The 25,359-nt window shown below is 71.0% G+C and carries 22 protein-coding genes and 1 CRISPR repeat array; of the genes, 14 read left to right on the forward strand and 8 right to left on the reverse strand.

Annotation, left to right across the window (positions count from 1 at the left end; translation table 11 throughout):
* Positions 1-83 precede the first annotated feature (83 nt).
* On the reverse strand, positions 84-296 hold the full coding sequence (locus tag CLV68_RS15795; protein WP_121391442.1) for a hypothetical protein: 213 nt from the start codon (positions 294-296) through the stop codon (positions 84-86).
* 307 nt (positions 297-603) lie between these two features.
* Here CLV68_RS15795 and CLV68_RS15800 point away from each other — a divergent pair, with 307 nt between their 5' ends.
* The 8 genes from CLV68_RS15800 (at position 604) to cas2e (ending at position 10,561) form a co-directional block, all read left to right on the forward strand.
* Positions 604-843 (forward strand): hypothetical protein, encoded by a 240-nt coding sequence (locus CLV68_RS15800; protein ID WP_121391443.1) that lies wholly within the window; start codon positions 604-606, stop codon positions 841-843.
* Positions 844-1,231: 388 nt separating this feature from the next.
* The gene (gene cas3 / locus CLV68_RS15805) at positions 1,232-3,946 is read left to right on the forward strand and encodes a CRISPR-associated helicase Cas3' (RefSeq protein ID WP_246009992.1); all 2,715 of its coding nucleotides are present in this window, start codon (positions 1,232-1,234) and stop codon (positions 3,944-3,946) included.
* Positions 3,947-4,460: 514 nt separating this feature from the next.
* Positions 4,461-6,722 (forward strand): type I-E CRISPR-associated protein Cse1/CasA, encoded by a 2,262-nt coding sequence (gene casA, locus CLV68_RS15810; protein WP_246009895.1) that lies wholly within the window; start codon positions 4,461-4,463, stop codon positions 6,720-6,722.
* A 21-nt stretch (positions 6,723-6,743) separates the two neighbouring features.
* Positions 6,744-7,877, forward strand: coding sequence for a type I-E CRISPR-associated protein Cas7/Cse4/CasC (gene cas7e / locus CLV68_RS15815; protein ID WP_121391447.1), 1,134 nt, complete (start codon positions 6,744-6,746; stop codon positions 7,875-7,877).
* Positions 7,874-8,590, forward strand: coding sequence for a type I-E CRISPR-associated protein Cas5/CasD (cas5e, locus tag CLV68_RS15820; protein ID WP_121391449.1), 717 nt, complete (start codon positions 7,874-7,876; stop codon positions 8,588-8,590). The genes cas7e and cas5e overlap by 4 nt, the downstream gene beginning before the upstream one ends.
* Positions 8,587-9,255 (forward strand): type I-E CRISPR-associated protein Cas6/Cse3/CasE, encoded by a 669-nt coding sequence (gene cas6e, locus CLV68_RS15825; RefSeq protein ID WP_121391451.1) that lies wholly within the window; start codon positions 8,587-8,589, stop codon positions 9,253-9,255. The genes cas5e and cas6e overlap by 4 nt, the downstream gene beginning before the upstream one ends.
* Complete coding sequence (gene cas1e, locus CLV68_RS15830) at positions 9,252-10,214, forward strand: type I-E CRISPR-associated endonuclease Cas1e (RefSeq protein ID WP_121391453.1); 963 nt, start codon at positions 9,252-9,254, stop codon at positions 10,212-10,214. The genes cas6e and cas1e overlap by 4 nt, the downstream gene beginning before the upstream one ends.
* The gene (gene cas2e / locus CLV68_RS15835) at positions 10,211-10,561 is read left to right on the forward strand and encodes a type I-E CRISPR-associated endoribonuclease Cas2e (RefSeq protein WP_121391455.1); all 351 of its coding nucleotides are present in this window, start codon (positions 10,211-10,213) and stop codon (positions 10,559-10,561) included. The genes cas1e and cas2e overlap by 4 nt, the downstream gene beginning before the upstream one ends.
* 147 nt (positions 10,562-10,708) lie before the next feature.
* A CRISPR array of direct repeats spans positions 10,709-12,931; the repeat unit is 29 nt; unit sequence GTCCTCCCCGCGCGAGCGGGGCTGTTCCC.
* 472 nt (positions 12,932-13,403) lie between these two features.
* Here cas2e and CLV68_RS35160 read toward each other — a convergent pair.
* From CLV68_RS35160 to CLV68_RS35655, 3 genes are all read right to left on the reverse strand, one after another.
* A complete protein-coding gene (locus CLV68_RS35160; RefSeq protein WP_246009896.1) occupies positions 13,404-13,586 on the reverse strand; it encodes a hypothetical protein in 183 nt (60 codons plus the stop codon).
* A gap of 397 nt (positions 13,587-13,983) precedes the next feature.
* A complete protein-coding gene (locus CLV68_RS35165; protein WP_246009897.1) occupies positions 13,984-14,406 on the reverse strand; it encodes a DUF262 domain-containing protein in 423 nt (140 codons plus the stop codon).
* Between the two features lie 553 nt (positions 14,407-14,959).
* On the reverse strand, positions 14,960-15,091 hold the full coding sequence (locus tag CLV68_RS35655; protein WP_281274668.1) for a hypothetical protein: 132 nt from the start codon (positions 15,089-15,091) through the stop codon (positions 14,960-14,962).
* A gap of 28 nt (positions 15,092-15,119) precedes the next feature.
* On the opposite strand from CLV68_RS35655, the gene CLV68_RS33955 reads away from it, so the two are divergent.
* Positions 15,120-15,284 carry a hypothetical protein gene (locus tag CLV68_RS33955; RefSeq protein WP_170224391.1) on the forward strand — a complete coding sequence of 55 codons (165 nt, stop codon included), beginning with the start codon at positions 15,120-15,122 and terminating at the stop codon, positions 15,282-15,284.
* 299 nt (positions 15,285-15,583) lie between these two features.
* On the opposite strand, the gene CLV68_RS35660 is transcribed toward CLV68_RS33955, so the two are convergent.
* The gene (locus CLV68_RS35660; protein ID WP_121391457.1) at positions 15,584-21,082 is read right to left on the reverse strand and encodes a CHAT domain-containing protein; all 5,499 of its coding nucleotides are present in this window, start codon (positions 21,080-21,082) and stop codon (positions 15,584-15,586) included.
* 39 nt (positions 21,083-21,121) lie between these two features.
* Between CLV68_RS35660 and CLV68_RS15855 the strand changes: the two genes are divergently transcribed.
* From CLV68_RS15855 to CLV68_RS15875, 5 genes are all read left to right on the forward strand, one after another.
* On the forward strand, positions 21,122-21,511 hold the full coding sequence (locus CLV68_RS15855) for a hypothetical protein (RefSeq protein WP_121391459.1): 390 nt from the start codon (positions 21,122-21,124) through the stop codon (positions 21,509-21,511).
* Complete coding sequence (locus CLV68_RS15860; RefSeq protein ID WP_121391460.1) at positions 21,508-22,317, forward strand: hypothetical protein; 810 nt, start codon at positions 21,508-21,510, stop codon at positions 22,315-22,317. Before CLV68_RS15855 ends, CLV68_RS15860 begins: the two co-directional genes overlap by 4 nt.
* A 91-nt stretch (positions 22,318-22,408) precedes the next feature.
* Positions 22,409-22,669: a hypothetical protein gene (locus CLV68_RS15865; RefSeq protein WP_121391462.1), complete on the forward strand. Its 261-nt coding sequence runs from the start codon at positions 22,409-22,411 to the stop codon at positions 22,667-22,669.
* A complete protein-coding gene (locus CLV68_RS33380; protein ID WP_147460014.1) occupies positions 22,653-22,868 on the forward strand; it encodes a hypothetical protein in 216 nt (71 codons plus the stop codon). The genes CLV68_RS15865 and CLV68_RS33380 overlap by 17 nt, the downstream gene beginning before the upstream one ends.
* Before the next feature lie 474 nt (positions 22,869-23,342).
* Positions 23,343-23,594, forward strand: coding sequence for a hypothetical protein (locus CLV68_RS15875; RefSeq protein WP_121391466.1), 252 nt, complete (start codon positions 23,343-23,345; stop codon positions 23,592-23,594).
* A 124-nt stretch (positions 23,595-23,718) separates the two neighbouring features.
* Here CLV68_RS15875 and CLV68_RS15880 read toward each other — a convergent pair whose 3' ends face one another.
* The 3 genes from CLV68_RS15880 to CLV68_RS15890 are packed head-to-tail and all read right to left on the reverse strand — an operon-like array spanning position 23,719 to position 25,354.
* Positions 23,719-23,928, reverse strand: a complete 210-nt coding sequence (locus CLV68_RS15880; RefSeq protein ID WP_121391467.1) for a tautomerase family protein — start codon at positions 23,926-23,928, stop codon at positions 23,719-23,721.
* The gene (locus CLV68_RS15885; RefSeq protein WP_121391469.1) at positions 23,928-24,749 is read right to left on the reverse strand and encodes a hypothetical protein; all 822 of its coding nucleotides are present in this window, start codon (positions 24,747-24,749) and stop codon (positions 23,928-23,930) included. The genes CLV68_RS15880 and CLV68_RS15885 overlap by 1 nt, the downstream gene beginning before the upstream one ends.
* The gene (locus CLV68_RS15890; RefSeq protein ID WP_121391471.1) at positions 24,749-25,354 is read right to left on the reverse strand and encodes a hypothetical protein; all 606 of its coding nucleotides are present in this window, start codon (positions 25,352-25,354) and stop codon (positions 24,749-24,751) included. Before CLV68_RS15890 ends, CLV68_RS15885 begins: the two co-directional genes overlap by 1 nt.
* Between the last annotated feature and the right edge of the window lie 5 nt (positions 25,355-25,359).

Here is a 25,359-nt window from a genome sequence, read left to right on the forward strand (position 1 = left end):
GGTGCCAGCGGCGCTGGTCAGTACCCTGCAGCACGCTAGGCGTTGGCCGCCCTGTGTGGCTATGACCGCTAGACTGCAGCTAGTCAGCTATGCGGCGGCCACCGCTTGCGGGTGAGTAGCGTGTCCCTCGCTCCTCGGACACGCTTACTACCCCTACCGGACCGGATGCTGACGTTGAGCATCCGGTCTTCTGCGTTGTAGAGCAGTTCCAGGTCAAGGGCGGTGTCGAGCTGTTGCAGCTTGGCGAGGCTGGCGTCGTTGACCTGGCGGCCGATGGTATCGAGGTAGTTGATCATGGCGTCGACCCTGCCGGACTGATCTCGCGGCCGGCCGGTCGGGAGGGCGTCCAGCTCTGTGTGGGCGGCGTCGCGTTCGGCTTGTGTGCGGTTGAGTGCGTCGACGAGGGGCGGCGGGGTCGGCTCCTGGCGAGGCCGTGGGTTCGGAACACGCCCTAGGTGGGGTCGCGATCCGTTCCTGTTCGCCATGGGTGTCCGCCACTTGCCAACTGTCAGAAGTTCCGCATGGCCCGGTGTCCAGCGGCGGCGAGGTCGGGTCGGCGGCGTAGAGGGCGAGTATGAGCAGCAGCAGGGGTTGGATGGCGAGATGGGCCTGGTGCATGGCTTCGTCGAAGGACAACGCACGGACCGCGCCGGAGCGATCCCGGCGGCATTGGCCGACCGCCAGCGCCCCAGCCAGTGGGCGACCTGGTCGTGGCCGAATGCGGCCAATTTGATCACGACGGTTCCGTCGACCAGCGAGACGCGGTCGATCACCACGGTCCGGCAGGTCACGATGACCACCACCGGACGACCCGCCGATGCGCCCCATGAAGCGGCCGGCTAGTCGGCTGCGATGTAGAACGGGTCATTGTCGATCACCCGGTTCTCAGAGTAGGGGGTCTGCAGACTCCGCACCGAGGACAGTGACGCGAAGTCGGAGTACAGCAGCGTGCACGAGGCACCTCCGCGGATCGACGGACCGGTCGCGGTTCCCCGGATCCTGGTCGGCATGATCGCGACTTGCGACTGCCGGTTGATGGTCAGATCGTGCCGTGCCCGAAGGTCTCTGGCGGAGATCGGACCAGAGCGTCCTGCGGCAGGTAAGGACTAGGCCGTTCGGGCGTATTCTGGTGCGGCGTGAAACGTGGGCGACGTCGCTTGTGATGTGAGGGGGAAGTGTGTCGACGGCTGTGGGGTGAACATCGGTGGGGGGCGTGGCCGGTTGGGCGACGGTGTGGGCCAAGTCGGGGTTTGATCGGGGGGAGTCCAGTGGGGAGTGGTTGCCTCTGTGGCAGCACTTGGATGACACCGCGGGGATAGCCAGCCTGTTGGTTCGGGAGTGGTTGTCGCCGCTGGTGATCGCGCGGGTGGGGCGCGAGGTGGGTGGCGGGGTGGATCGCGTTGTGGGGCTCGCGCAGTGGTTGGCGGGGGTGCATGACGTGGGCAAGGCGAGTCCCGCGTTCGCCGTGCAGGCTCCCGAGTTGACCGATCGGATGCGACCGGCCGGGTTGGTCGTGGACCTCCGTCTGCGTTCCGATCCCGCGCGTGGCGCGGTCAGCCATGCCCTGGTCGGGCACGTGGCTGTACGCGCGTGGTTGAGGTCGCGTGGATTCGGGCGTCGGGTGTCGGACCAGCTCGGGTCGATCGTCGGCAGTCACCACGGCGCCACCCCCGAGGTCGACAAGCTTCTCGTGGTGGACAAGCGGACCGACCTGGCGGGCGGGGACGTCTGGGTCGATGCCCGCAACGCGTTGCTTTCCCGTGCCGCTGAACGGATTTCCCGGTTCGATGACTATGCCGCGCTGGATCTCAGTCTTCCGACGCAGGTGCTGCTGACCGGTGTGGTGATCGTCGCCGACTGGATCGCGTCGAATCCGGACTTGTTCCCGCTGTGGCCGGTGCACCGCCTTCCCGGTGCGCCGAACGACGAGGTCACCGCGGCGCGGGTGGCGGAGGGGTGGGATCGGTTGGCGCTGCCGCGTGGTTGGCGTCCACCCGCTGTGGCCGGGGATCTCGACGCGGTGTTCCGCGCCCGGTTCGGCAAGCCGTCGATGAGGCCGGTGCAGCGCGCCGCGGTGAGCGAGGCCATCAGGCAGGCCGAGCCCTGGATCGTGGTGATCGAGGCGCCGATGGGGTCGGGCAAGACGGAGGCCGCGTTGCTGGCGGCCGAGGTGTTGGCCCACCGCAGCGGGGCGGACGGGTGTTTCGTCGCGTTGCCCACCCAGGCCACCAGCGATGCGATGTTCACGCGGGTGCGCCACTGGCTCGACCGGTTGCCGGGGCAAGGAACCGTGTCGGTCACGCTCGCGCACGGCAAGGCGCACCTCAACGACGAGTACTCCGGACTGGTCCACCGCGGCCGGTACTCCGGCGTCGGGGAGGTCGGAGACGACGGTGCCGCGATCGCGCACCAGTGGCTGAGCGGACGCAAGAAGTCCGGGTTGGCCTCTTTCGTGGTCGGCACCATCGACCAGGTCCTGTTCGCCGGGTTGCGGAGCAGGCACCTGATGCTGCGCCACCTCGCGCTCGCGGGCAAGGTCGTCATCATCGACGAGGTGCACGCCTACGACGTGTACATGTCGCGTTATCTGCATCGAGTTCTGCACTGGCTCGGGGCCTATGGCGTGCCCGTGGTGCTGTTGTCGGCGACGTTGCCCGACGCCCGCCGGGTGGAGTTGGTGCGCGCCTACGCCGAGGGCAGAGGCGTCACGCCGACCGTCGACGAGGGACACCCCGGCTATCCGGCCGTCACATCGTTGTCTGGTTCGACGGTGATCGAGTCGGTTGGCGAGCCGACGGTGGTCAGAGTGGACCGCTTGGCCGATGATCTCGACACCCTCGTCCGATACCTCAAGACCTGTCTTGCCGACGGCGGCTGCGCTGTGGTGGTGCGCAACACGGTCACCCGCGTGCAGGACACGGCGCGACGGCTGGCGGAGGAGTTCGGCGCGGACGCGGTGACCATCGCGCATTCGCGGTTCCTGGCCTGTGACCGGGCGGCGATCGACCGGTCGCTGGTCCGGCGGTTCGGTCCACCCGGCGCCGATCGTCCGGCATCGCACATCGTGGTGGCCTCTCAGGTCGTGGAGCAGTCCCTGGACATCGACTTCGACCTCATGGTCACCGACCTCGCGCCCGTCGACCTTGTCCTGCAACGGTTGGGCAGGTTGCAGCGGCACGACCGCGCCCGCCCCACGAGGGTGCGGACCCCGCGGTGCGCCGTGGTCGGTGTCGAGGACTGGGGTGCGGCGCCGGTGGTCCCGGTCTCGGGGTCGCGCCGTGTCTACGGCGACCACATGCTGCTGCGGTCCGCCGCCCTCCTGATCGACCGGGACACGATCATGCTCCCCGATGACATCGCCCCGCTCGTACAGGCCGCCTATGGTTCCGCCGCCCTGGGACCGGCCTCCTGGCAGCCCGCGATGCACACCGCCGCGGCGGCAGCGGAGGCATCGGCGCGGCAGCGAACCGACTCCGCTGGTCATTTCCTGCTTGGCCGGGCGGTCAACCCCGGCACCCTGGTGGGATGGCTGGTCGCGAGCGCGGGCGACGCCAGGGACGAAGCACGGGGCACCGCGCAGGTGCGTGACGGTGAGGAATCGTTGGAGGTCCTCGTCGTGCAGCGCGATGCGGACGGCGGGTTGCTGCTGCCGGACTGGATCGACGGCGGTGGTCAGCAGATTCCGTTGTACGACACGGTCTCGTGGGCACAGGCGAAGGTCATCTCCGCGTGTTCGCTGCGCCTGCCGATGGCCTTGAGCCACGGCGGGGTCGTCGACGCCGTCATCGCCGAGTTGGAGCGAACCCGGATCACCAGTTTCGACCTCACCCCTCTGCTCACCGGGCAGCTAGTTCTGGTGCTCGACCGCAACCGCCAGGCCGTCCTGCACGGCTACCGCCTCACCTACGACCCGCGCAGAGGACTGCTGCACGAGCCGGACCAATGACAGAAGAATCGACGATCATGCCGCTTCGGGAGACCGCTGCGCTCCCGATGGGTGACGGGTGCGCCCCGTCGATACGAGGAACCCGGACTGTCCGAGTTCCAATGATCAACTGGTCGCCGCTGTCGCACTCGACGCACCAGGAGAGGGCGGCCCTGTCGAACGAGCCGCGCCCCTCCCGTGACCGACGGCAGCCCCGCACGGGCGGGGAGCAAGCGCTCAAGCGCCATGCCGTTGGGTCAGCCCGCATTGGCGGGACGTGCGCCCCCGTCCAGGGACACACGGCGGGGATGGTGCCGTGCGTGCGTCGCAAGCGCAAACTTGCCTGAAATCATCGCTTAAACGCCACGCCGTGTTGACAACTTCTCGGCACAGGTGACATCCTCGAGTTTCGTCAGGGCTCGGCAACTCGCGTCGACGAAGCCTCAGCGCGGCGCGGTCCGCCGCCGGGTGATCGACACCCCGTCGAGCCATCTCCGCAAGTCCCCGTCCCCCGAACAGTGCAGAGGACTGCTGCATGAGCGAGCCTGACCCGTCCTTCGATCTCGTCGACCAGCCCTGGGTCATGGTCAGGATGAACGACGGCCGGGTGATCGAGCTGTCGTTGCTGGACACTTTCCGTCGTGCACGGGAGATCGCTTGTCTGCTCGGCGACGTCCCCACTCAGGTGTTCGCCCTGACGCGCCTGCTGTTGGCGATCCTGCACCGCGCCGTGGACGGCCCTGCCGATGTCGACGCGTGGGAGCGGTTGTGGGCGGACGGGTTTCCGGTCGGCACGGTCGAGACCTACCTCGACCGGCACCGGGACCGGTTCGACCTGCTGCACCCGGTCACCCCGTTCTTCCAGGTCGCCGGTCTGCGCACGAGCAAGGGCGAGGTGTCGGAGCTGAGCAAGCTCATCGCCGACGTGCCCAACGGTCGCCCGTTCTTCAGCACCCGGGTCGGTGCCCCGCTGCGGTTGTCCTTGGCGGAAGCGGCCCGCTGGGTGGTGCACTGCCAGGCGTTCGACATCTCCGGCATCAAGTCCGGTGCGGTCGGCGACGACCGCGTCACGGGTGGCAAGGGTTATCCCATCGGGCAGGGGTGGTCCGGGCACCTCGGTGGGATGCTCGTCGAGGGCCACAACCTGCGGGAGACGCTGCTGTTGAACCTGATCGCCGCTGACTTCGAGCCCGCGGACGGTGCGCGCGACGACCTGCCGGTGTGGGAGCGGGTCGCACCGGGGGCAGCCGAGGAAGTGCCGGGTGGACGTGCCCCTGCGGGGCCGCTGGAGCTGTTCACCTGGCAGAGTCGGCGCATCCGCCTCGCGGTCGCCGCGGACGAGGTCACCGGTGTGCTGGTCTGCAACGGTGACAAGCTCACCCCGCAGAACCTGTTCGCTGTCGAGCCCCACACCGCGTGGCGGCGCAGCAAGGCCCAGCAGACGAAGCTCAAGTCGAGCACCCCGGTCTACATGCCACTCGAGCACGACCCTTCTCGGGCGATCTGGCGCGGCCTGCAGGCCATGCTCCCGACCGCCGCTGTGTCCACCAGTGGTGCCGAACCCGCAGCCAGGCTCTCCCCGCAGGTGATCCGCTGGGTGGGTCACCTGCGGTGGGAAGACGCGCTGCCGGCGGACTTCACCGTCGGCCTGCACAGCACAGGTGTGGTCTACGGCAGTCAGAACTCCGTCGTGGACGAGATCGTCGAGGACCGGATGTCGCTGGCGGCGGTGTTGCTGGCCCAAGGCGCGGCCGACCTCACCGAAGTGGTCGTGTCCTGTGTGGCCGCGGCGGAGGATGCCGCCAAAGCGTTGGGAGCACTGGCCGCGAACCTGGTCGAAGCGGGCGGTGGGGAGCATGCCGGACCGCGCAGCCGGGCGATTGAGTCCGCCTACGACGAGTTGGACCCGCTGTTTCGCGCGTGGGTCCGTGAACTGGGGCCCGCGTCTGATCCGACCACCTGCCAGCAGCATTGGCACGAGACGGCGGATCGCGCGGTCCGCCGTCTCGGTCTGGAGCTTGTCGCGCAGGCACCAAAGGTGAGCTGGGCGGGTCGAGTGCGCACGGGCCGTCCGGTCAGCGCCGTGCACGCCGATGAGTGGTTCGACTCCGCGCTGCGCAAGGCCCTCCCGATGTCCCACCTGCCCGACCGCATGACGACGAGAGAGGCCATGACCACCCCGACACCCGAGAAGTCCATTCAGGACTCCGGCCCCCTGCGCGGCATCGTCGCCGACCGGGCGGGTTCCCTGCAGGACGCGTACCTGCGCAAGGTCTCGGCCGGTGTGGCGGCGCTGGCTCGGCTGCGCCGCGGCGCGGGCAAATCGCCCGGCAGCGTCGTCGACATCCTCGAACACACGTTGCACCCCGTGTTCGCCTGCGGTAGCCGTGACGACGAGCCCACCCGCGACGAGATCGCCGCCCACCACTGCCTGACGATGTTCGCCCTGCACCAGCAATCCCAGGCGCAACGGATGCACCGGCCCGGGATTCGACTCGGCACGGCGATCCGGCGCCTGGTCCCCACCGACAGCCGACCGGACAATCCCGTCACCCGCCGGTTCGCGATGCTCAGCACCGCGGACTCCCTCGACGAACTCGTCCACCACCTGCGCGGCGTCGTGCAGTTGCTGCGCGGCGCCGGGACCCCGCTGGACTACGGCTGGTTGGCCCAAGACCTGTCGAACTGGCAACGAGGCGGTGACCCGCGCACAAGGGTCATCCTCGCCTGGGGGCGCGCGTTCCACTTCGCCACCGGACCGGCAACCGCCGCAACCCCCGTAATCGAACAAGCCTGACCACATCGGAGGAACGGCACAGTGCCGCGCACGATCATCGACATCCACGTCATCCAGACCGTCCCGCCGAGTAACCTCAACCGCGACGAAACAGGCAGCCCCAAGAGCGCCGTCTACGGCGGGGTCCGCCGGGCGCGGGTCTCCAGCCAGGCGTGGAAACGCGCCACCCGCGACGCCTTCGGCACCCTGCTCGACCGTGCCGAGCTCGGCGTGCGCACCAAGCGCGTGGTCGAACTGCTGACCGAGGAGATCACCCGTCAGGACGGGTCCCTGGCAGGTTCGGCGCCCGCCCTGGCCAAGGACGTGCTCACCGCCGCCGGTATCAAGACCGTCGCGGCGAAGAAGAAGGACGAACCCGACGAGGCCGGTTACCTGTTCTTCCTGAGCCACCGCCAGGTCGAGAACCTGGCGGCGCTGGCCGTGGAGGCCGCGCGCGCCGCGGGCGGCGGCAAGGTCGCGATCGACAAGAAGCTGGCCAAGGCGCGCGCGGACCAGGACCACTCGGTGGACGTCTCGCTGTTCGGCCGGATGGTCGCGGACGACGCTTCCCTCAACGTCGAGGCCGCCGCCCAGGTCGCGCACGCCATCAGCGTGCACGCGGTGGCCAACGAGTATGACTACTTCACGGCCGTGGACGACCACAAGAACGCCGACGAGGAGGAGGACGCGGGTGCCGGGATGATCGGCACGGTGGAGTTCAACTCCTCCACCCTCTACCGCTACGCCAACGTCGACGTCGACCAGCTGCACGGCAACCTCGGCGACACCGCGGCCACCACGCGGGCGGTGGCCGCGTTCGTGCGGGCGTTCGTGGCGAGCATGCCCACCGGAAAGCAGAACACCTTCGCCAACCGGACCCTGCCCGACGCGGTGCTGGTCGTGGCCCGCGAGACCCAGCCGATCAACCTCGCGGGCGCGTTCGAGGAAGCCGTCGTGGACGGGGAGAAGGGCGGTCGGGTCGCTGCCTCCGTCGCCCGCCTGGCCAAGCAGGCCGCCGACCTGCACGCCGCGTTCGATGAGACCCCGGTCGCGTGCTGGGCGTTCGGGGTGGGCGAGCGGATGGAGCCGCTGCACGAACTGGGCACGCGCTCCAGTCTCGACGCGACCGTGCGCGCGGTCGCCGAACTGGTCGAGCAGCGCGTGGGGCAGCCGTGACGGCGCTGCTGTTGCGGCTGGCCGGTCCGTTGCAGTCCTGGGGCACCAGCAGCCGCTTCGCCCGCCGTGAGACCGGCCGGGTGCCGAGCAAGAGCGGGGTGATCGGTCTGCTCGCCGCCGCCCAGGGGCGACGCCGGGTCGACCCGATCGAGGACCTGGTGGACCTGCGCGTCGGGGTGCGGATCGAGCAGCCGGGCAGGATCGAACGCGACTTCCAGACCGCGAGGTCGCGGACGGGTGCCGAGGCGATGCCGCTGTCCTACCGGTTCTACCTCTCCGACGCGGTGTTCCTGGTCGCGGTCGAAGGTGAGGACAACCTGCTCGCGGGCCTGCGCGACGCAGTCCGCAGGCCCGCGTACCCCTTGGCGCTGGGCAGGCGCTCCTGTCCCCCGGTGGGCAAACTCGAACACGGCCTGCACCCCGGCGACGCCGCCACGGTCCTGGCAGCGACGCCGTGGATGGCCTCCCAGCGCACCATGGACACCACGAGAACTCCGACGGTGGACCTGCACCTCGTCGCCGACTGCGCCCCGGACACCCCCGGCGCGGACCTGGTGCGAGACCAGCCGATCAGCTTCGACCCGCGCCACCGCTCCTACGGGTGGCGGTCGGTGACCCACACCCGGGTCACGGTCCCGAACCCCTCGTGGTCCGGTCAGAGCGCTCGGCCTTCCGACCACAACCCCATGGCTCTGCTGGGACACCCACTATGACCGCGTTCCTGACCCGCTTCGAGATCAATCCCGCCCGCCGCCAGGCCCGCAACCTGCTCGGCTCACCCCACCGGCTGCACGCCGCCGTACTCGCCGCATTCCCGGACGCGCACCGCTCCCCCACCGCGGCGGGTCGAGTGCTGTGGCGGCTCGACCAGGACGAGCACCGCACCGTGCTCTACCTGGTCAGCCCCAGCGCACCTGACCTGACCCACCTCGTCGAGCAGGCGGGGTGGCCCACCACCCACGGATGGGACACCCGCGACTACACCCCCCTGCTCGACCGTCTCAGGGCCGGTGCCCGCTACGCCTTCCGGCTCACCGCCAACCCCGCCCGCAGCCAACGCAGGAAGCCCACCGACACCCGATCGCAGCGCTACGCCCACGTCACGGCCGCCCAGCAAACCCAATGGCTGCTCGACCGGGTCGCCGGTCACGGCGCCACCATCTGCGACGGGTTCGACAAGGAACCCGACCTCGCTGTGCGCGACCGTCGCACCTGGCGGTTCCCCCGCGCGGGCAACACCGTCACCCTGGCCACCGCCGCCTTCGAGGGACGACTGGAAGTCACCGACCCGGCGGCGCTGCGCGCGGCGCTGGTCAGTGGCATCGGCCCGGCCAAGGGCTACGGCTGCGGCCTGCTCACACTGGCCCCTGCCCGGTGAAGGAGATACCCGGTGCTCGACCGGTCCCCATCTCCCAACTCAGCAGAGCCCAGGACCGGCTGACGTTCCTCTACCTCGAACACTGCGTCGTGCACCGCGACGCGAACGCCATCACCGCCAGGGACGCCCGCGGGACCGTCCACATCCCTGCGGCCACGCTGGGCGCGCTGCTGCTCGGCCCAGGCACGAACGTCAGCCAGCAAGCCATGGTGCTGCTGGCCGAGAGCGGATCGACCGCGGTGTGGGTCGGCGAGCACGGTGTTCGGTACTACGCCCACGGACGCACCCTGACCCGCTCTTCGCGCCTGCTGGAACGACAAGCCGAACTGGTCTCCAACCGCTCCGAGCGGCTGCGCGTCGCCCGCGCGATGTACGCGATCCGCTTCCCCGACGAGGACACCTCGGGCCTGACCATGCAACAACTGCGCGGCCGGGAGGGTGCACGAGTCCGCGCCATCTACCGCGCCCACGCGAAACGAACCGGCGTGCAGTGGGAGCGCCGCGACTACGACGCCGCCGACTTCGACTCCGGCACGCCGATCAACCAAGCTCTCTCCGCCGCCAACACCAGCCTCTACGGCGTCGTGCACGCCGTCACGGTGGCGCTGGGCTGCGCCCCCGGCCTCGGGTTCGTCCACACCGGCCACACCCGCTCGTTCGTGTTCGACATCGCCGACCTCTACAAAACCGAGATCACCATCCCCATCGCCTTCGACATCACAGCCCGCGAAGTCGGCGACATCGGCTCGGAAACACGCCGAGCCGTCCGCGACCGCATGAAGGACGGCAAGTTCCTCGAAACCTGCGTCCGCGACATCAAAGCCCTCCTCACCGCCAAGGAAGACGACACGATCGAATACGGCCCGGAGGCGTTCGACGACCCCGACATCGTGATGCTCTGGGACAACAACGGCCGCAACGTCGCCTCCGGCGTCGCCTACGACGAGGACGACCTGTGACCGTCATCGTCGTCGCCGCCTGCCCGGTCGGCCTACGCGGCCACCTCACCCGCTGGCTCCTGGAAATCTCACCCGGCGTCTTCGTCGGTCGCATCAGCACTCGAGTACGCGGACTCATGTGGCAGCGGGTGACCGAGATGGTCAACACCGGACGAGCAATCATGGTGCACCACGCCGACAACGAACAAGGTCTGACCTTCGCCGTCCACGCCGCGGAATGGATCCCCGTCGACTTCGAAGGAGTCACCTTGATGCTCCGCCCCTCCGTCGAAGGACAAGAACACCAATCAAGCGGGAACAAGGGCTGGAGCACAGCAGGCAGACGCAGGCGTTATGGGCAACGCTGACAATGGGCGCCGTGAAGACGATGGCAATCGTCCACACCAATATCACGACGGAGACGCAGAGTGACCACAGGACTACCGGAGCGCACCTCCTGAGCGAAAGTGATGCTAGAAGCGTCTCCCTGGCTCTAAAACCGCACGTCAAGAAGTGTCCTCCCCGCGCGAGCGGGGCTGTTCCCTCCTTGATGGCGTCAGCCGCGACGTCGGTGTCGTCCTCCCCGCGCGAGCGGGGCTGTTCCCGAGCACGCCACCGCGCAGTGGATGCTCGACCAGTCCTCCCCGCGCGAGCGGGGCTGTTCCCTCGTCCACGACCTCGCGGCTCGGCCCGGGGTGGTCCTCCCCGCGCGAGCGGGGCTGTTCCCTGCGCGGTGGTGTCGGTGGCGTTGGCGATGGAGTCCTCCCCGCGCGAGCGGGGCTGTTCCCTCGACGAGGACCCCGTCGAGCTCGGCCAGCTGGTCCTCCCCGCGCGAGCGGGGCTGTTCCCGCCGGATCAAGTCCGCCCGGTGCACCCAGTTCGTCCTCCCCGCGCGAGCGGGGCTGTTCCCCCCGGCATGAACGGGTTGTCCGGGCGGTGGGTGTCCTCCCCGCGCGAGCGGGGCTGTTCCCCGGCGTGCCCGGCCGTGCTGCGGCTGGTCGAGTCCTCCCCGCGCGAGCGGGGCTGTTCCCGTCGATGACGGTCTTGCGTTCCACCGCAAGGTGTCCTCCCCGCGCGAGCGGGGCTGTTCCCCGCGCGATCCGGTTCACCGCCCGCGACGAGTTGTCCTCCCCGCGCGAGCGGGGCTGTTCCCCCGAAGAGCCCGGTGAGGTCGACCTCGCCTGGGTCCTCCCCGCGCGAGCGGGGCTGTTCCCATGGCGATCACCGCGGCCATCCCGCCCTCGGCGTCCTCCCCGCGCGAGCGGGGCTGTTCCCCAGCCGGGCAACACCTTGAGCAAGCAGGCCCGGTCCTCCCCGCGCGAGCGGGGCTGTTCCCACCCGTCCCGGGAACCGGGCAGCATCCTGCGGGTCCTCCCCGCGCGAGCGGGGCTGTTCCCGCCCCATCGGCGTCGACCAACCGCACCACCAAGTCCTCCCCGCGCGAGCGGGGCTGTTCCCTGTCGAGCGACCGGCAGGTCGCCCATGATCATGTCCTCCCCGCGCGAGCGGGGCTGTTCCCGACGCGACGCCGCCGACGAACTTCGTCAGGCCGTCCTCCCCGCGCGAGCGGGGCTGTTCCCCACGGTCGAGCTGTACTTCCGACATCACGATGGTCCTCCCCGCGCGAGCGGGGCTGTTCCCGACCTCACCCGCGACCTCGGGCAGGCGTTCAAGTCCTCCCCGCGCGAGCGGGGCTGTTCCCTGGTACAGGCCGTTGCGCTGGTCGACGGTGATGTCCTCCCCGCGCGAGCGGGGCTGTTCCCGACAGCATCGCCACCCGGTCGTGGTCGCCGTGGTCCTCCCCGCGCGAGCGGGGCTGTTCCCTGCTCAACCACCCGGTCAGGGCATGGGACGGCGTCCTCCCCGCGCGAGCGGGGCTGTTCCCGGCGCGGTGAACGGCACGGTGAGTCCGCCGGTGTCCTCCCCGCGCGAGCGGGGCTGTTCCGGGTGCAGGTGCCTCATAGCGTGTACCCGTGCGTCCTCCCCGCGCGAGCGGGGCTGTTCCCTGCTTGATGTGCTGGATCTGAACCGGCACCACGTCCTCCCCGCGCGAGCGGGGCTGTTCCCGGCGCGGTGAACGGCACGGTGAGTCCGCCGGTGTCCTCCCCGCGCGAGCGGGGCTGTTCCGGGTGCAGGTGCCTCATAGCGTGTACCCGTGCGTCCTCCCCGCGCGAGCGGGGCTGTTCCCTGCTTGATGTGCTGGATCTGAACCGGCACCACGTCCTCCCCGCGCGAGCGGGGCTGTTCCCCGGCGCAAGCGCCACAACCTGGTCGGGGGGCTGTCCTCCCCGCGCGAGCGGGGCTGTTCCCTCGCCCGACTTCGTCCTGGCCTGCACGTCCGGGTCCTCCCCGCGCGAGCGGGGCTGTTCCCCCGCCAACGACGCCCTCGCCTGGCTCAACTCAGTCCTCCCCGCGCGAGCGGGGCTGTTCCCGACGGAGCCATCATTTCCGAGCTTCACGCCGAGTCCTCCCCGCGCGAGCGGGGCTGTTCCCTACGCGGCACCCGGCCCCCGACTTGGGGTGTGGTCCTCCCCGCGCAAGCGGGGCTGTTCCCTGCTCCGCCTGCTCGGGCGACATCCGCAGTGCGTCCTCCCCGCGCGAGCGGGGCTGTTCCCTCGTCGACGAGCTCGCGCGCCGCCGCCCCCGTGTCCTCCCCGCGCGAGCGGGGCTGTTCCCCGTCTGCGTGCTGACGCGCAGCATCTCCGCCAGTCCTCCCCGCGCGAGCGGGGCTGTTCCGTCGAATCCGCGCGTTGACCGGCTCGTGCTGAAGTCCTCCCCGCGAGCGGGGCTGTTCCCCAACTCGGTCCCCTGATCCGAGTCGAGGCTGTGTCCTCCCCGCGCGAGCGGGCTGTTCCCGCGAGGTCCACCGGCGCGAGGTCGATGCCGACGTCCTCCCCGCGCGAGCGGGGCTGTTCCCTCGTCGCAACTGTCGTTGGGGTTGTAGGCGGTGTCCTCCCCGCGTGAGCGGGACTGTCCCTCACATGAACAGCAGCAGATACTTCGCAGGCAACGGACGGGCTACCCGGTTGCGACTGGGTGTGGTTCGCCAGTGAGTGCCGCGAGGGCTGCGGCGATCTCCGGAAGGCTGGCTTTGGAGTAGGTGCTAACGGAGGTGTCCTTGCCGGATTGGCCGTCGGTGTGGGCCGCGTAGGCATTGGCGACAGCGGGGCCGAAGATGCGTTCGACCCAGGTCATGACGCTGTGGCGCAGCTAGTGCGCGCTGACGCCGGTGCTGTCCGCCCAGAGGTGGTGCTTGCGGACGCGCCCGTAGAGGTAGTCCAGCCGTCGGTGTGAGATCGGTTCACCGTCGCGGTAGCGCAACAGCTGGCTGTCGTGTGGGGCGTGTCGCTGCGTGGCTTGGTCGCCCACGGCGACCAAGCGGGTCGGGGACACCGGCTGCCAACGCTCGGTGCCGCCCTAATCCCGCGACACTGCTGCACGTCAAGTCCCTCGGTCGTATCGCTAGTAGGCCGCCAGTGTGGCAGGCGGTCTCGGTCTCGATCCGCACGATCAACCCGCCCAACTCCGGGTCGTTGCCCGTGGTCGTGGCGATCTCGTCGAGCTCGGCCAACTGCTCATGCGCCGACGCGTGCTGGGCGAGGGCACCCGTCGCGGCTTGACGACCTTCGCCGCCGAATGCGCTCGTCGCTGACCTGCTCGTCGGCCACCGCGACCCGGTATAGGCATCGCAGTGCGACCACTGTGGTCTCAGCCGTGCCCTTCCCGCCATGGGAGTTGCGCCGTCGCACAGCGTTGTCCTGCACCCACAGCACCAACCGGGCTACATCTGTCACCGACACCTCATCCAGTCGGCGGTCACCCCACTGCTGCTCCACCTTCTTCCAGTAGGTCGAGTACACCAACCGCGCGCCCGCAGTAGTGGCCTCGGCGACCACCGGGATGTACTCGGCGAACGTCGGCACTGCGCGCTGCGCGTGACTGTCGAGCAGGTCTTGGACGGTGACGCGAGAAACAGCGTGGTGAGCCGCTGCTGCCCGTCGACCAGCTCCCACTCGTCGCCGCGGAGTTTCACGACCACGGGCTGCAGGTAGTAGGGCTCGTCCTTGCTCTCCCAGATGTCGTCGAGGAGTCTACGCACCTCGACCGCGCCCCACCGGTACCCGCGCTGGTAAGCCGGGACGTGGAACGTGCCGGAGATCTCCCCGACGAGCAAGGGCTCCAACGTGGCGTCATGCGCAGCGACAACGGACAAAGCCAGCGACCTCTCTCCATCTCGAAGCAGGTATGACCACGGATCTAGCACACCTGCGGCCCCGCTCCGCAAGGGCCGCAACGTCTGGGCGCCTGGGTGCTCGGCCAGTCGGGGGGAACTGTCCGGCGCTCGGAACGGGGTTGAAGTCGGTCACGTCGCACGGCCGTGATTCGATTTGCTGCACTCGCCGCGTTTCTCTGCTGCCTTGCTGCGTGCACAACGTCGCCCAATCCCGGCGGGGGCGTCCCAGCGACCGCACCTGCGGCAGCGGGCACCGCGTCTCCGTCGACCGGTGAGGCTTCGTCGAATCTTGCCCGTACCGAACTGTGGAACCGGTAGGCAGGTTGGCGGACCCTGGCTCCGGTGTCGGTGGGCGAACCGAAGGAGCGCTGGCGCATCCAGGCCGAGCCGAGCCGGTTCGTGGTGGATGGTGATCTGATCGTTGTGCTCGATGGGGGCACGGTCCGGCGGCGGGGAAGGCGGTCTGGACGGTGATGCCTGCCGGGGTGCGTGCGCCGTTCTATGTGGAGATCTCCGACGGTGTGGTCGCGGACTACAGCAGCGAGCGCGGGAGCGACACCGGCACGGCTTCCTCGACGCCGCCGACGGGCACCTGATCGGCGAGGTGCTCGTGGTGAAAGATCTCTGCCCTGCCGCAGACCTGGTCGGTGCTCGACCCGGCCACGGGCACGCCGTGGTGGAGCGTGCCGCGCGTGCTGTTTAGTGACGCGGGCGTCGTGGCCGATCTGCTGGTGATCGGCCAGGACGAGGATGGTCCCGGGGACTCGGCGACCGCCTACGACCTGCGTACCGGGGCCAAGCGGTGGCGGGCCACGGTGCCCAGCTCGACCAGGAGAGTCCCGTCACCGAACTCTTGATGAAACGCGATCGGCGAGTTGTCGGATCGCACGGTCGCGTCCTTCACGGTGTCGCGCCGGACGGGCGGGGTGAGGCGGTCCTCGGGTCTGTCGACGGGGTGGTGACGCTGCTGGCGAACCCCTTGGCCCCGACGATCTCCTACGGGGTGCGCCGCGACAGCACGGTGGTGCGCACGCACCACGGCCACGCTCGAAGCGTCGCGGACAGTGCCGGTCTCACCCGAACGTGCCGAGTTCCTGGCCGCCGCCTTCGCCCTCTGGGCCGACTCACGCAAAGTACTGCCCCGGCGGCCGAGCGGCTACGGTCCTATGTGGATGAACGGGACCCAGTGGGCCGGGTCCAGGGGTGTGGCGTCCCTCAGGGTGCGGGTGGCGTGGTGGAGGGTGCGGGCGGTGTCGGTCAGGTCGAGGGTGTTGTTGGTGGTCAGGGCTGAGTACACGGTCGTCGCGAGGTGGGTGGCTGTGGTGTCGGGGATGGTCCAGAGGGTGGCGACGACGTGGCGGTAGCCGGCTAGTTGGAGGGCGGCGGCTAGGTGGATGGATTCGTCGGGGAGGGTGGTGGCGGCGGTGGCGGTGTGGCAGGCGGAGAGGTAGGCCAGTTGGGCGTGGGTCAGGTCCTGGGCGGCGATGTCCAGGACGGTGAGGGGGCCGTCGTGGAGGTAGAGGGCGGCGGTGGAGGGGTGTTCGGGGTTGTGGCCGCCGTGGCAGGCGAAGTGGGCGTGGGGGTGGGTGCGCAGGTCGGCCAGGACCGCGGATCGGGTGGCGGTCGCGGCGGTGCGGTAGGTGTGGGGCAGGGTTCTGGTGAGGAACTCGGCTTCCGCACGCGCTCCGGGTAGTGGGCTGAGGGTGGGGACCCCGGGCGGGCTTTCCGGCATGCTGACCACCAGGAGCCGCGGGTCGTCCACATGGGACGGAGCGCTCACGGCTCTGGCCAGTGCCCGCAGGGTCGGGGTGTAGGAGGAGACGACGCGGTCCAGCACGGTTCGGCCCGCTGGGGTGTCGTCGGGGTCGTGGTAGCCGGCGGCGTGCAGCGGCAGCATGGCGAGGGGGCCGGTCGGGCACCACCACACCCGGGGCAGTGGACCGTTGCCGTCGGCACCGAGACGTGCCAGTACCGGCTCGGCCACCCTGTCCCACAACCACTCCAGGGTCGCGTGCACGGTCTGCACCGCGCCAGGGGACCGGGACTCGAGCGCCGCGAGGTACGCCCTGGTCTGCGCCTTCGCCTCCGAGCGGGTCAGGTCGGGCAAGGGCACGTGGTCGACGTCGTGGTCGCGCGACACGATGAGCGCGTCGCAGCGGGTCGCGTCGAGGGTGATCAGCACGACCGGTCCCGCAGGCAGGCCCGCGCGGATCTCCGCCAGGGACGGGGTGTGCAGGAACCCCGCCATCCCGGGCAGCGCACGGGCCTCGGCCACCAAGCGGTCCCACTCCTCGGCGAGCCGGATGCGGCCGTCGGCCACGTTCGGGATGCCCGGCACCGGCGTCGCGGGATCCGCCTCCGCCATGGCCAGCGCGGTCGCCACCTCACGCAGGCGGGAGTGCAGCCCGGGGTCCCGGTCCCGCAGGTCGGTGAACTCGTCGCGGGTGCGCAGTTCGCGCGACCAGAGCACCGAGCGGCCCTGTTCGAGCAGTTCCACCGCCCGCCCCGGGTCTCCCGCCCACAGCGCGACCGCCGCCGCGCCCGCGACAAGACCGTCCCACCTGGTGAGCCTGCGCTCGCCACCGCGGTGGTCGACGCCGGGCGACACCACCCGCGACAGCAGGGCCACCGCCGTGGTGAAGCCCTCCAGCGCCGTGTCCCAGTCCTCCCGGTCGGCCGCCAACATCGCCCAGGACCAGGCGGCCGCCAAGCGGATGGCGACCGTCCCGGATCGGGTCTCGGCGGCTGAGCGCAGGGCGTCGACGGCGGTGGCGAAGTCCCGCGCGGTGCCGTGGCGCCTGCTCCTGATCCGCAGGACGTTGCCCAGCAGCAGGTATGCGGCGGCGCTGTCGGGGCTCTCCGGCGGCAGCGCCTCGGCTGCTCGGGCGGCCCAGGACGCCGCCGCCACGGCGTCCTGGTCATCACCGGACCGGGCGTAGCGACCCTGCAGGGCGTTCGCGAGGTCGAGCCAGAACACCGGCGCGAGGGGGTGGTCATCGCCCATGGCACCGGCGGTCTCGTGGTGCAACGCGATGGCCCGGTCGAAGTCGACCACCCCGGTCCCGGTGTGGTGTTCGGCCCGCGCGCGGGTCGCTCGCGCGAGGTTGGCCAGGTGCCGGAAGCGGTCCGGGTGGTCCACCGGGCACTCCGCCAGCCCCCGCTCCGCCACGTCGACCGCCTCGGCGATCTCACCGGGGCGCGCCCGGTCGCGGCGGAACAGCAGCGCGTTGCTGAGGTTCTCCAGCGCCGATCTCCGCTGCACCGTGCCGGTGGCGGCCGACTCGACGGCCAGCCGGGCGGTGGCGATGGCCTCGTCGACGTCGGCCGACGCGCCGTGCAGGTCAGCGCGCACGGTCAGGGCGCTGGAGAGGGCCATGACGAGGGCCGACCTCGCCACGAAACCGTCGGGGATCACCGCCGCGGCCGCGCGGAAGGTCTCGACGGCCTCGTTCAGGTCGTGGCGCGAGGCGGTGCGGGTGAACCTGACCATCAGCGCCATCGCCAGCGACTCCAGGTGCGTGCTCCGAGCCATCGGCACCTTCGCGGGGAGTACCAGGGCCAGCCTCGCGCACCGCATGGCCTCCTCCAGGGAGTCGGGATCGCCGTGGCGCTGGCTGGTGGTGGTCAGGCAGTTGGCGAGGATGGCCAGGCTGTCGGGCTCCCGCGCGGTGTGGACGGCCGAGCGTGCGTGGGTCACGGCCTCGGTCAGGTCCGCGCTGTCGCCGAGGCGCTGGTGGCGGGCCAGCAGCGCCGACGCGAGGGTGGCGCGGACCAGCGCCCCGGCGGCCTCGGGCAGGTCGTGTCCCGTGGCGGCGCGCAGGGCGGTCAGCCCGTCGGAGAGGCCCCCCAGGTCGCTCGTGCGCTGGTACCACGTGAACAGGAGGCTGCCGAGCACGGCCAGGGCCGTGCCGTCGACCGCGGGCAGTTCGCCGAACGCCCGGGTCACCACGCCGACGCCGCGGGTGAGCCGATCCAGGTCACCGGTCTCGAGGACGCCACGCGAGAGCGCGGAGGCCAGGTCGAGCACGAGCGCGTACCGGTCCGGGTGCCCGGCCGGTACGCGCTCGACACCCGCGGTGAGCAGGTCGATCGCCTCGGCCAGGTAGGCGTCGGCGCGCGACGGGGTGCGGGCCGCCAGGGCCGAACCGAGGGCCGCGGCCACCGGGTGCCCGGGGGCGACGGTCGCCGACCGCGCCACCGTGATGATCTCGTCCACATCGGACAGGTCACCGGTCGCCGTCGACCTGGAGCGCAGCAGCATGGTCAGCAGGCGGATGTGCTTGGTCCTGCTGGGCAGGTGCGGCGGGCACCGGTCGACCGCCCACCGCGCCTGGTCGATGGCGGAGTCCAGGTCGGCGCGGTCGCCGGTCAGGTCGTGCCGCTTGGCCAGCGCGAAGGCGATGGCGGCGGCGAGCTCCGGCCGCCTGCGGTGCTCCGGCAATACCAAGTCCACAGTGGACTGTCCAAGGTCCACGGCCTCGGTCACCCGGTCCAGGGACTCGTAGCGGGCGAGCACGCGGACCGTCTTGGCGACCACGGCGACGCGCTCGTCGGCACCGAACAGGGCGGCCGCGGCCCGCAACGCGGTGACGGCGTCGTCGAGGTCGCGCTCGACCCCGCTCCGCCCGAACCGGTGGACGAGGACGTCCGCCAGCACCAGCGCGGCCCGCCAGTCGCCGTCCGCACCCGCCGAGAGCACCGCTCGGCAGAGCTCGATCGACTCGTCCGGCGCCCCGGTGCCCGCCGCCTGGCTCTCGTCGAACAGCGCTGTGGCGAGGTCCACCAGCACCGCGTGGCGGTGCGGGTGCCCCTCCGGGACGCCGCTCGCGGCCGCGCGCAGCATCCGGGTGGCCCGGGCCGCGTCCGCCGGATCCGCGCTGATCCCGAAGCGGTCGGACAAGGCCCGCCCGGCGATGCCCTGCCGGGGCGCCAAGAACTCGTCGCCCGGCGGTGTGGCCTCCACCGCCTGAACGGCCGCTTCGACACAGTCGTTGACGCTGTCCGCGGTCTGCGTCTCGATCGCCTTGGCGCGCAGCGCCTCCGCCAGACCGGACAGGGCCATGGCCCTCGGCCCCGGAGCACCGGCCAACGGGACGGCCGCACGCAGCACCGCCACCTGTTCGTCGACGTCGCCGGGTTTCGCGGTCCTCGTGAAGCGCTGCCCGAGCAGCAGTCCCAGCCTCCAGAGGAACTGGAGTCGGATCTGATCGTCGTGCAAGACCGGGACCGCGGCGCGCACAGCGGCTATTGCGTCGTCGAGCCTGGCGTCGGACTCATCGACCTCGTACGCGGTGACGCAGACCCGGGCGAGGTGTTCGCGTGCCGCCGACGGGTCGTCCCCGGCCGCAGCCGAGCGGAGCACCCGCGCGGCCTCGGTCAGCGGCTCGAGATCTCCCGACGCGACGGCCAGTTCGTACAGCGCGACGCCGAGCCGGACCGTGTCCCGCGGCACCTCCCGCGCCCGGCGCACCGCCTCGGCCCGGGTCCGGACCAGCACCCGCCACTCGTCGGCCGCGACGTCGTCCCACAGGTCCTCCTCGACGCCCAGCTCGCGGATCTCGGCGAGCAGGTCGGCATCCGCCCGGTCGCCGCCCGAGCGGGAAGCCCGTGAGGTCAGCGCGATCGCCAGCGCCCCGCGCACGAGCTCGGCGGCGTGCGGGTCGTGCTCGACCACGGGCAGCGCGGCCCTGGCCAGCCGGATCGCCTCGTCGGTGTCCGCCATGTCGTCGTGCAGCACCGATCGCCAGTGCAGGAGGTCGCAGAGGATGAGCGTCGAGCGCAGGACGGTCACCTCGTCCGGTGCCGCGTCCAACGCCTCCCTGGCGGACCGCTCGCACTCGTCGAGGTCGGCGTCGGTGGAGCCGAGCGTGACACCGGCGAGGAGCGCGTAGGCGAGGGCGCACAGGTAGTCGGCTCGTTCGACGGCTCCGGGGGCGACCGAGGCCAGGGCGGCACGCAGGTGCGGTAGGGCGGTGGCGAGACCGGGACGCGGGTCGTCGGAGAGTTCGGCGCGGGAGGTGTGGGCGCGGCCCAGGTTGAGGTGGATCTGCCGGTGCAGGGGGTGGTCGCCACCCCCGCGCAGGGTTGCCTCGGCGACGTCGATGATCTGGTCGAGGTCTGCCGGGTCCGCGGCGAGGGTGAACCTCTCCCACAGCAGCAGGGCGACGTTGTTGGCGTGCTCGACCCGGTCGACGCCGCCTGCTCGGGCCACCTGGACGGCGTGGTCGACCAGGTCGACGTCCCTGGCGGCCAGCGCCACCTCGCACAGGACCGCGGCGTAGTACCCGCTGACCGAGTCCACCAGCCGTGCCGTGCCGGTCGTGGCGTACCACTCGCGGACCGGGGCCGGGAGCCGCTCCGGCGCGTCCGCGACCACGGCGCCCGCGAGGGCCAGGCAGATCTCCAGTTCGGCCCGGTCGTCGGGCTCCGGGAGGGCTTGGTACCGCGACCAGTGCAACCAGGTCAGTTCGAGCACCACCAGGGGCGGCGGCTCGGCCGCGGCCGTCGGCAGGACGAGCCGGGCGGCGTCGACGAGAGCACCCGCGCCCAGGACCGCGTCCCGGTCGCCCGCGGTCTGCCACCGGTCGACCCGCTCGACGACACCGCTGGAGATGACGACCTCCCTCTCACCACGCTGTCGGTCGGGGCACCGCACTCGTTACCGTACGAGCGATGACGTGAGCGGAGGGTGGCTTTGGGAGACTTCGAGGGGCTCGACGAGGCCGCGGCCCTCGTGCTGTGGTGCGCCCGGCTGCCCGACCTGCGGGCCCAGGCCGCGGCGGGCCGGTGGACCGACCGACTCGAACGCACGGTGGCCCGGGTGCGCGAGCACGGGCGGGCTCTCGACGCCTGCGTGAAGTTCGGCCTCGTGGACGCCGGTGGCCAGCCAACGCCGATCCGGGGTCCCGGGGACGCCGGGGTGACGCGCGGCTACCCGGATCCGCACAGCGGGCGGCCCCCGATGACCGGTCGCGGCGACTACCGCTGCCCCCGTCGGCTGTGCTCCCGCCAGGACCGCCGCGACGACGAGGGCCGCCCGCCGGTGTGCGCGTTGTTCGACGACGAACCGATGCGTCCCCGGTGAACCCGTTCCTGTCCGCGCTGGGCGGCAAACTGGCCGAGCGGTGGGTGAGCGCGCTGCTGTTGCCCGGCGCGCTGTTCGTGGCCGCGGTCGTGTGCGCGGTCCGGCTCGGGCACCGCGACGCCTGGGACCTCGCGCGGGTGGTGACCGAGTTGACCACGGCGTTCCCCCGGGTGCCGGTCGCGTTGGCGGCAGTCGGGTTGGTGCTCGGTGCCGCTGCCGCCGCCTTCGTCGCCCAGGGCACGGGCCGGTTGATCGAGACCGTGTGGACGTCGCGGTGGTCCGGGCCCGCGGCGGTGCTGGCGCGACCGGTTGTCGCACTCCGCGTCCGCGCCGCCACGCGCACCGCCCGCCGGGCAGGCGTGGAGCCGGTTCCGGCGTACCTGCCGCAGCGGGCCACGTGGATCAGCGACCGGTTCCGGCTGCTGGAGGTCCGGATCGCGGCGCAGTACCACGGCGTTCGGCTAGGACTGCTGTGGCCGCGGTTGTGGCTGCTGCTCCCGGAACAGGTGCGCGCACCGGTTCAGCTCGTCGAGACCCAATTCCGCGCCGCCGTGACCCTTACCGGGTGGGGGCTGCTTTACCTGGTGCTGGGGGTGTGGTGGTACCCGGCGGCGCTCGCGGGTGCGTGCGCGGCGCTGATCGGGTGGCGCCGGACCCGGTTCACCACCAACGCCATCGCGACGTTGATGGAGGCCACAGTGGACACTCACCTGGACCTGCTGACAACCGCGCTGGGATACCCCTCGGGCGGACTGGACGGCGAGACCGCGCCACTGATCAACGACCGGTTCGACAAGGGTTCCTGAAAGCGCGTCCGGTGCCCGCGCCCGCCAGTATCGTCGGACGGGGCCTGGCTGTGCCCCGACATCGCCGCCGAGCAGGAGCAACCGCGCTCGGGTGGCCAGCACGGCGACCTGGGCGATCATCGTCACCCTCGGCTCGGCGAACGTCACGGTGCTCGGGGCGTGGCTGCTCAAACGCCGGTCGGGTACCAGCGTGGAGGTCGAGATCGAACGCGACGGGTCCGGCTGGGAACGCCAGACCATCAAGATCACCACGTCCGCCGAGGAGGCGCCGGAGGCCGCTGTGCTGCGGCAACTGCGGGCGTTCACTCCCCCAGTGCTGCCCGCCGATGACCCGGGTGCCGGGACGGTCTGAGGTGCGCGACTTCACCGAGGCGCCCGCCAACCACGTCGTGCTCTCCATCGAGCGGTTGCCGAGGCTGTTGGACGACGACAACGTCCCGCCCATCGAGTTCCTGCCACCGTTCCTGCACGAGTCGACCCACCACTGGTGTTTCTCGCCCCCGTCTACACGGCGCTCGTCCTGCTCAACATGCGCGCCCGGGTCGAACTGATGCTGGCCGTCGAGGCCACCGACCCGGTCGAGGTGGCGAAGTGGGAAGCGCGCGCCACCGACGACCTGTCGCGGTCACTGGTGGCCATGGAACTGTTGCGCCCGTTGGCCGAAGGGTTGGCGCTGTTCGCCGAGTTCGACGTCTCGCCGCCCGCCAGCCGACCGTTCCACCCGCCGCCGTTGAAGTGGGCCGCGCGGTTCCTGGGCGCCCAGGACCGGAGGATGCCGTGGACCGAGCTCGCCGGGCACCGCACCGGCGACGACGTCCGCAGGCGCAAGGAGAACCTGCTGGCGCAACCGCTCGACACAGGCGCGAGTGACGGGTACCTCGCGGGCTACCTGCTGGTGAAGTCGGTCATGCACGCGTTCCGGATCAGCGACCACAAGCTGTGGACCGAGGACAGGCTGCTCCACCAAGTGGTACCGCTGGTTCTTCGAGGACGGGGAGAGGGTCGAACTCTTCCTCGCCACCAACGTGGCCACGCCGGACGCACTGGTCGCGTTCGAGAAGTACATCTTCGAGAAGATCCACCGGCTGCCGAGCGCGTGTTGGCGGCGGACCAGTGGGAGCAGCACCCCGCGCGGTGGCGGCGGTGGGGACCTGTTCGCCACGATCGGTACGACACAGGTCGAGGCGTGGGAGACGCTCAAGGCGGTGGCGGATCAGGATGGTGTGTTCCGTGTGGACAAGACCGCCATCGAGGGCATCCTGTACTGCTCGGTCTGACCAGTGGCGTCGCACAACACCAGCGCCTGCCCGTGGTGGGCTCACGCCGCGGCTGGTCGGCAGCGGGCGGGAGCACAGTGGAGTGGCCCCCGCCCCCCGGACAAGGGGCGGGGGCCACAGTCTTCTACTGGCGGCGGCTGAGGGTGGCGAAGTCGGGGTTGGTGCCCAGGACGCCGCCCTCGGCCCAGCGGTCGGGGGCGATTTCCTGGACGTGGACGGTGATCTTGTCCAGGGGGGCGCCGGTGACGCGGTGCATGGTGGTGGTGAGGGCTTCCACGAGTTCGCGGATCTTGTCGTCCGGGGTCGGCCAGGTGGTGACGGACAGGATGGGCATCAGGGCTCCTGGGTGGTGGCGTACTCGTGGAAGGACGGGACGGTCAGCTTGAGCTGGGCGTGGATGTCGCCGCCCAGGCCGTACTGGCCGATGGCGCCGCCGTAGCTGCGCTGGTAGCTCATCCACAGCACGATGACGTTGATGATCCGGTTGCGGCCCGGGCGGTCGGTGGTCGGGAACGGGTCGGGCAGGGTGGCCGAGTACCGGGCCGCGCCGCAGCGGTCGGTGACGAACACGTTGGGGATGCCGAGCGGTCCCGGCCTGGTCGGCCCGGCGACCGGGTCGAGGTCGAGTTCGCGCAGCGACATCACCGTGTAGAGGCTGTTCGGGATGAGGTCGGCGAACTCGAAGTCGAAGTCGGCGTGGTGGCCGTCCGGGCAGACCCGCACCGACACCTCGCCCTTGGCCCGCAGCCAGCGGCCGAGGGTGATCGGTTCGGTGACCTTGCGGCCGTCCTCGGCGCGCAGGTCCGGGATGGGCACCTGGTGCAGCGGGTAGCTGGGCAGGACCCGGGCCGCGGGTGGCTGGTCCGGCGCGAAGGTCATGTCGTAGTTGTTGCACGGCAGCGGGGTGGGCAGCGTGTACAGCACCATGTCGTCGTCGGCCGGGGTGATCTCGCGCAGGACGTCGTGCGGCAGGTGCCCGCCGAACTCGGGCACCGGGCTCTTCGCGCTGACGATGGCCGACTCCCACGGGGCGACCACGCCGCCGTCGGGTGCTGGCCGGTTGACCCGTCCCACCACGACGAAGTCGCCGTCGGCGTTCATGATCTCGCTGGGCGGGTACAGCGGCCCCTGGGTGGTGGGTGTTAAGGCGACCATCAGCCCGTGACACGCTCGTAGATGGTGGTGAACAGCCCGCGCTCGCCACCGGCGATGTAGGCCGACCCGGCCTGCCGGACGATCTCCTGGTACTCGGCGCTGGTGAACACGGCCCCGTACCGCTCGGGGGTGGTGTCGAAGCCGGAGACGAACATGACGCCGGGCTCGGTGCTCAGCAGCGAGTGGTATGCCAGGAACACCTCGACCTCCTCGGCGCGGCGCACCACGTCGAAGATGGTGCCCTCCCGCCACTTCCGGTAGTCGGCGAACACGCCGGGCGGCACCTCGATGTGCCGCAGCTGCACGTACCTGGTCAGCGGCACCGCGTCCGCGGTGGACTTGGCGGCCTCGACGAAGGTCAACACCTGGCGGCGGAAGTCACCGGCGACGTACGGGGCCAGCTCGGCGAACTCGCGCTCGAACAGCTCGGTCTCGCCCGCCAGCGCCTCGACCCCGGAGAGCGGGGTGAGCCGCAGCAGCGTCGAGCCCTCCAGCGAGCGGAACAGGTGGCCCTCGGGGCGGATCTCGGCCCACTGCTTCGCGGCGGCGTCGAGCGCGTCGGCGGCGGTGGTGACCTCGGTGACCAACAGCGTGGTCGCGGCCATGGGAC

The sequence above is a fragment of the Actinokineospora cianjurensis genome (assembly GCF_003663795.1).
Taxonomy (GTDB): Bacteria; Actinomycetota; Actinomycetes; order Mycobacteriales; family Pseudonocardiaceae; genus Actinokineospora; species Actinokineospora terrae.

What these genes read in the sequence shown, in the direction of transcription:
- CLV68_RS15890 (WP_121391471.1), bottom strand. Translation starts at nt 25,354, where the DNA reads ATGGCCGCGACCACGCTGTTGGTCACCGAGGTCACCACCGCCGCCGAC.
- CLV68_RS15885 (WP_121391469.1), bottom strand. Translation starts at nt 24,749, where the DNA reads ATGGTCGCCTTAACACCCACCACCCAGGGGCCGCTGTACCCGCCCAGC.
- casA (WP_246009895.1), top strand. Translation starts at nt 4,461, where the DNA reads ATGAGCGAGCCTGACCCGTCCTTCGATCTCGTCGACCAGCCCTGGGTC.
- cas6e (WP_121391451.1), top strand. Translation starts at nt 8,587, where the DNA reads ATGACCGCGTTCCTGACCCGCTTCGAGATCAATCCCGCCCGCCGCCAG.
- CLV68_RS15880 (WP_121391467.1), bottom strand. Translation starts at nt 23,928, where the DNA reads ATGCCCATCCTGTCCGTCACCACCTGGCCGACCCCGGACGACAAGATC.
- CLV68_RS15795 (WP_121391442.1), bottom strand. Translation starts at nt 296, where the DNA reads ATGATCAACTACCTCGATACCATCGGCCGCCAGGTCAACGACGCCAGC.
- CLV68_RS15800 (WP_121391443.1), top strand. Translation starts at nt 604, where the DNA reads ATGGGCCTGGTGCATGGCTTCGTCGAAGGACAACGCACGGACCGCGCC.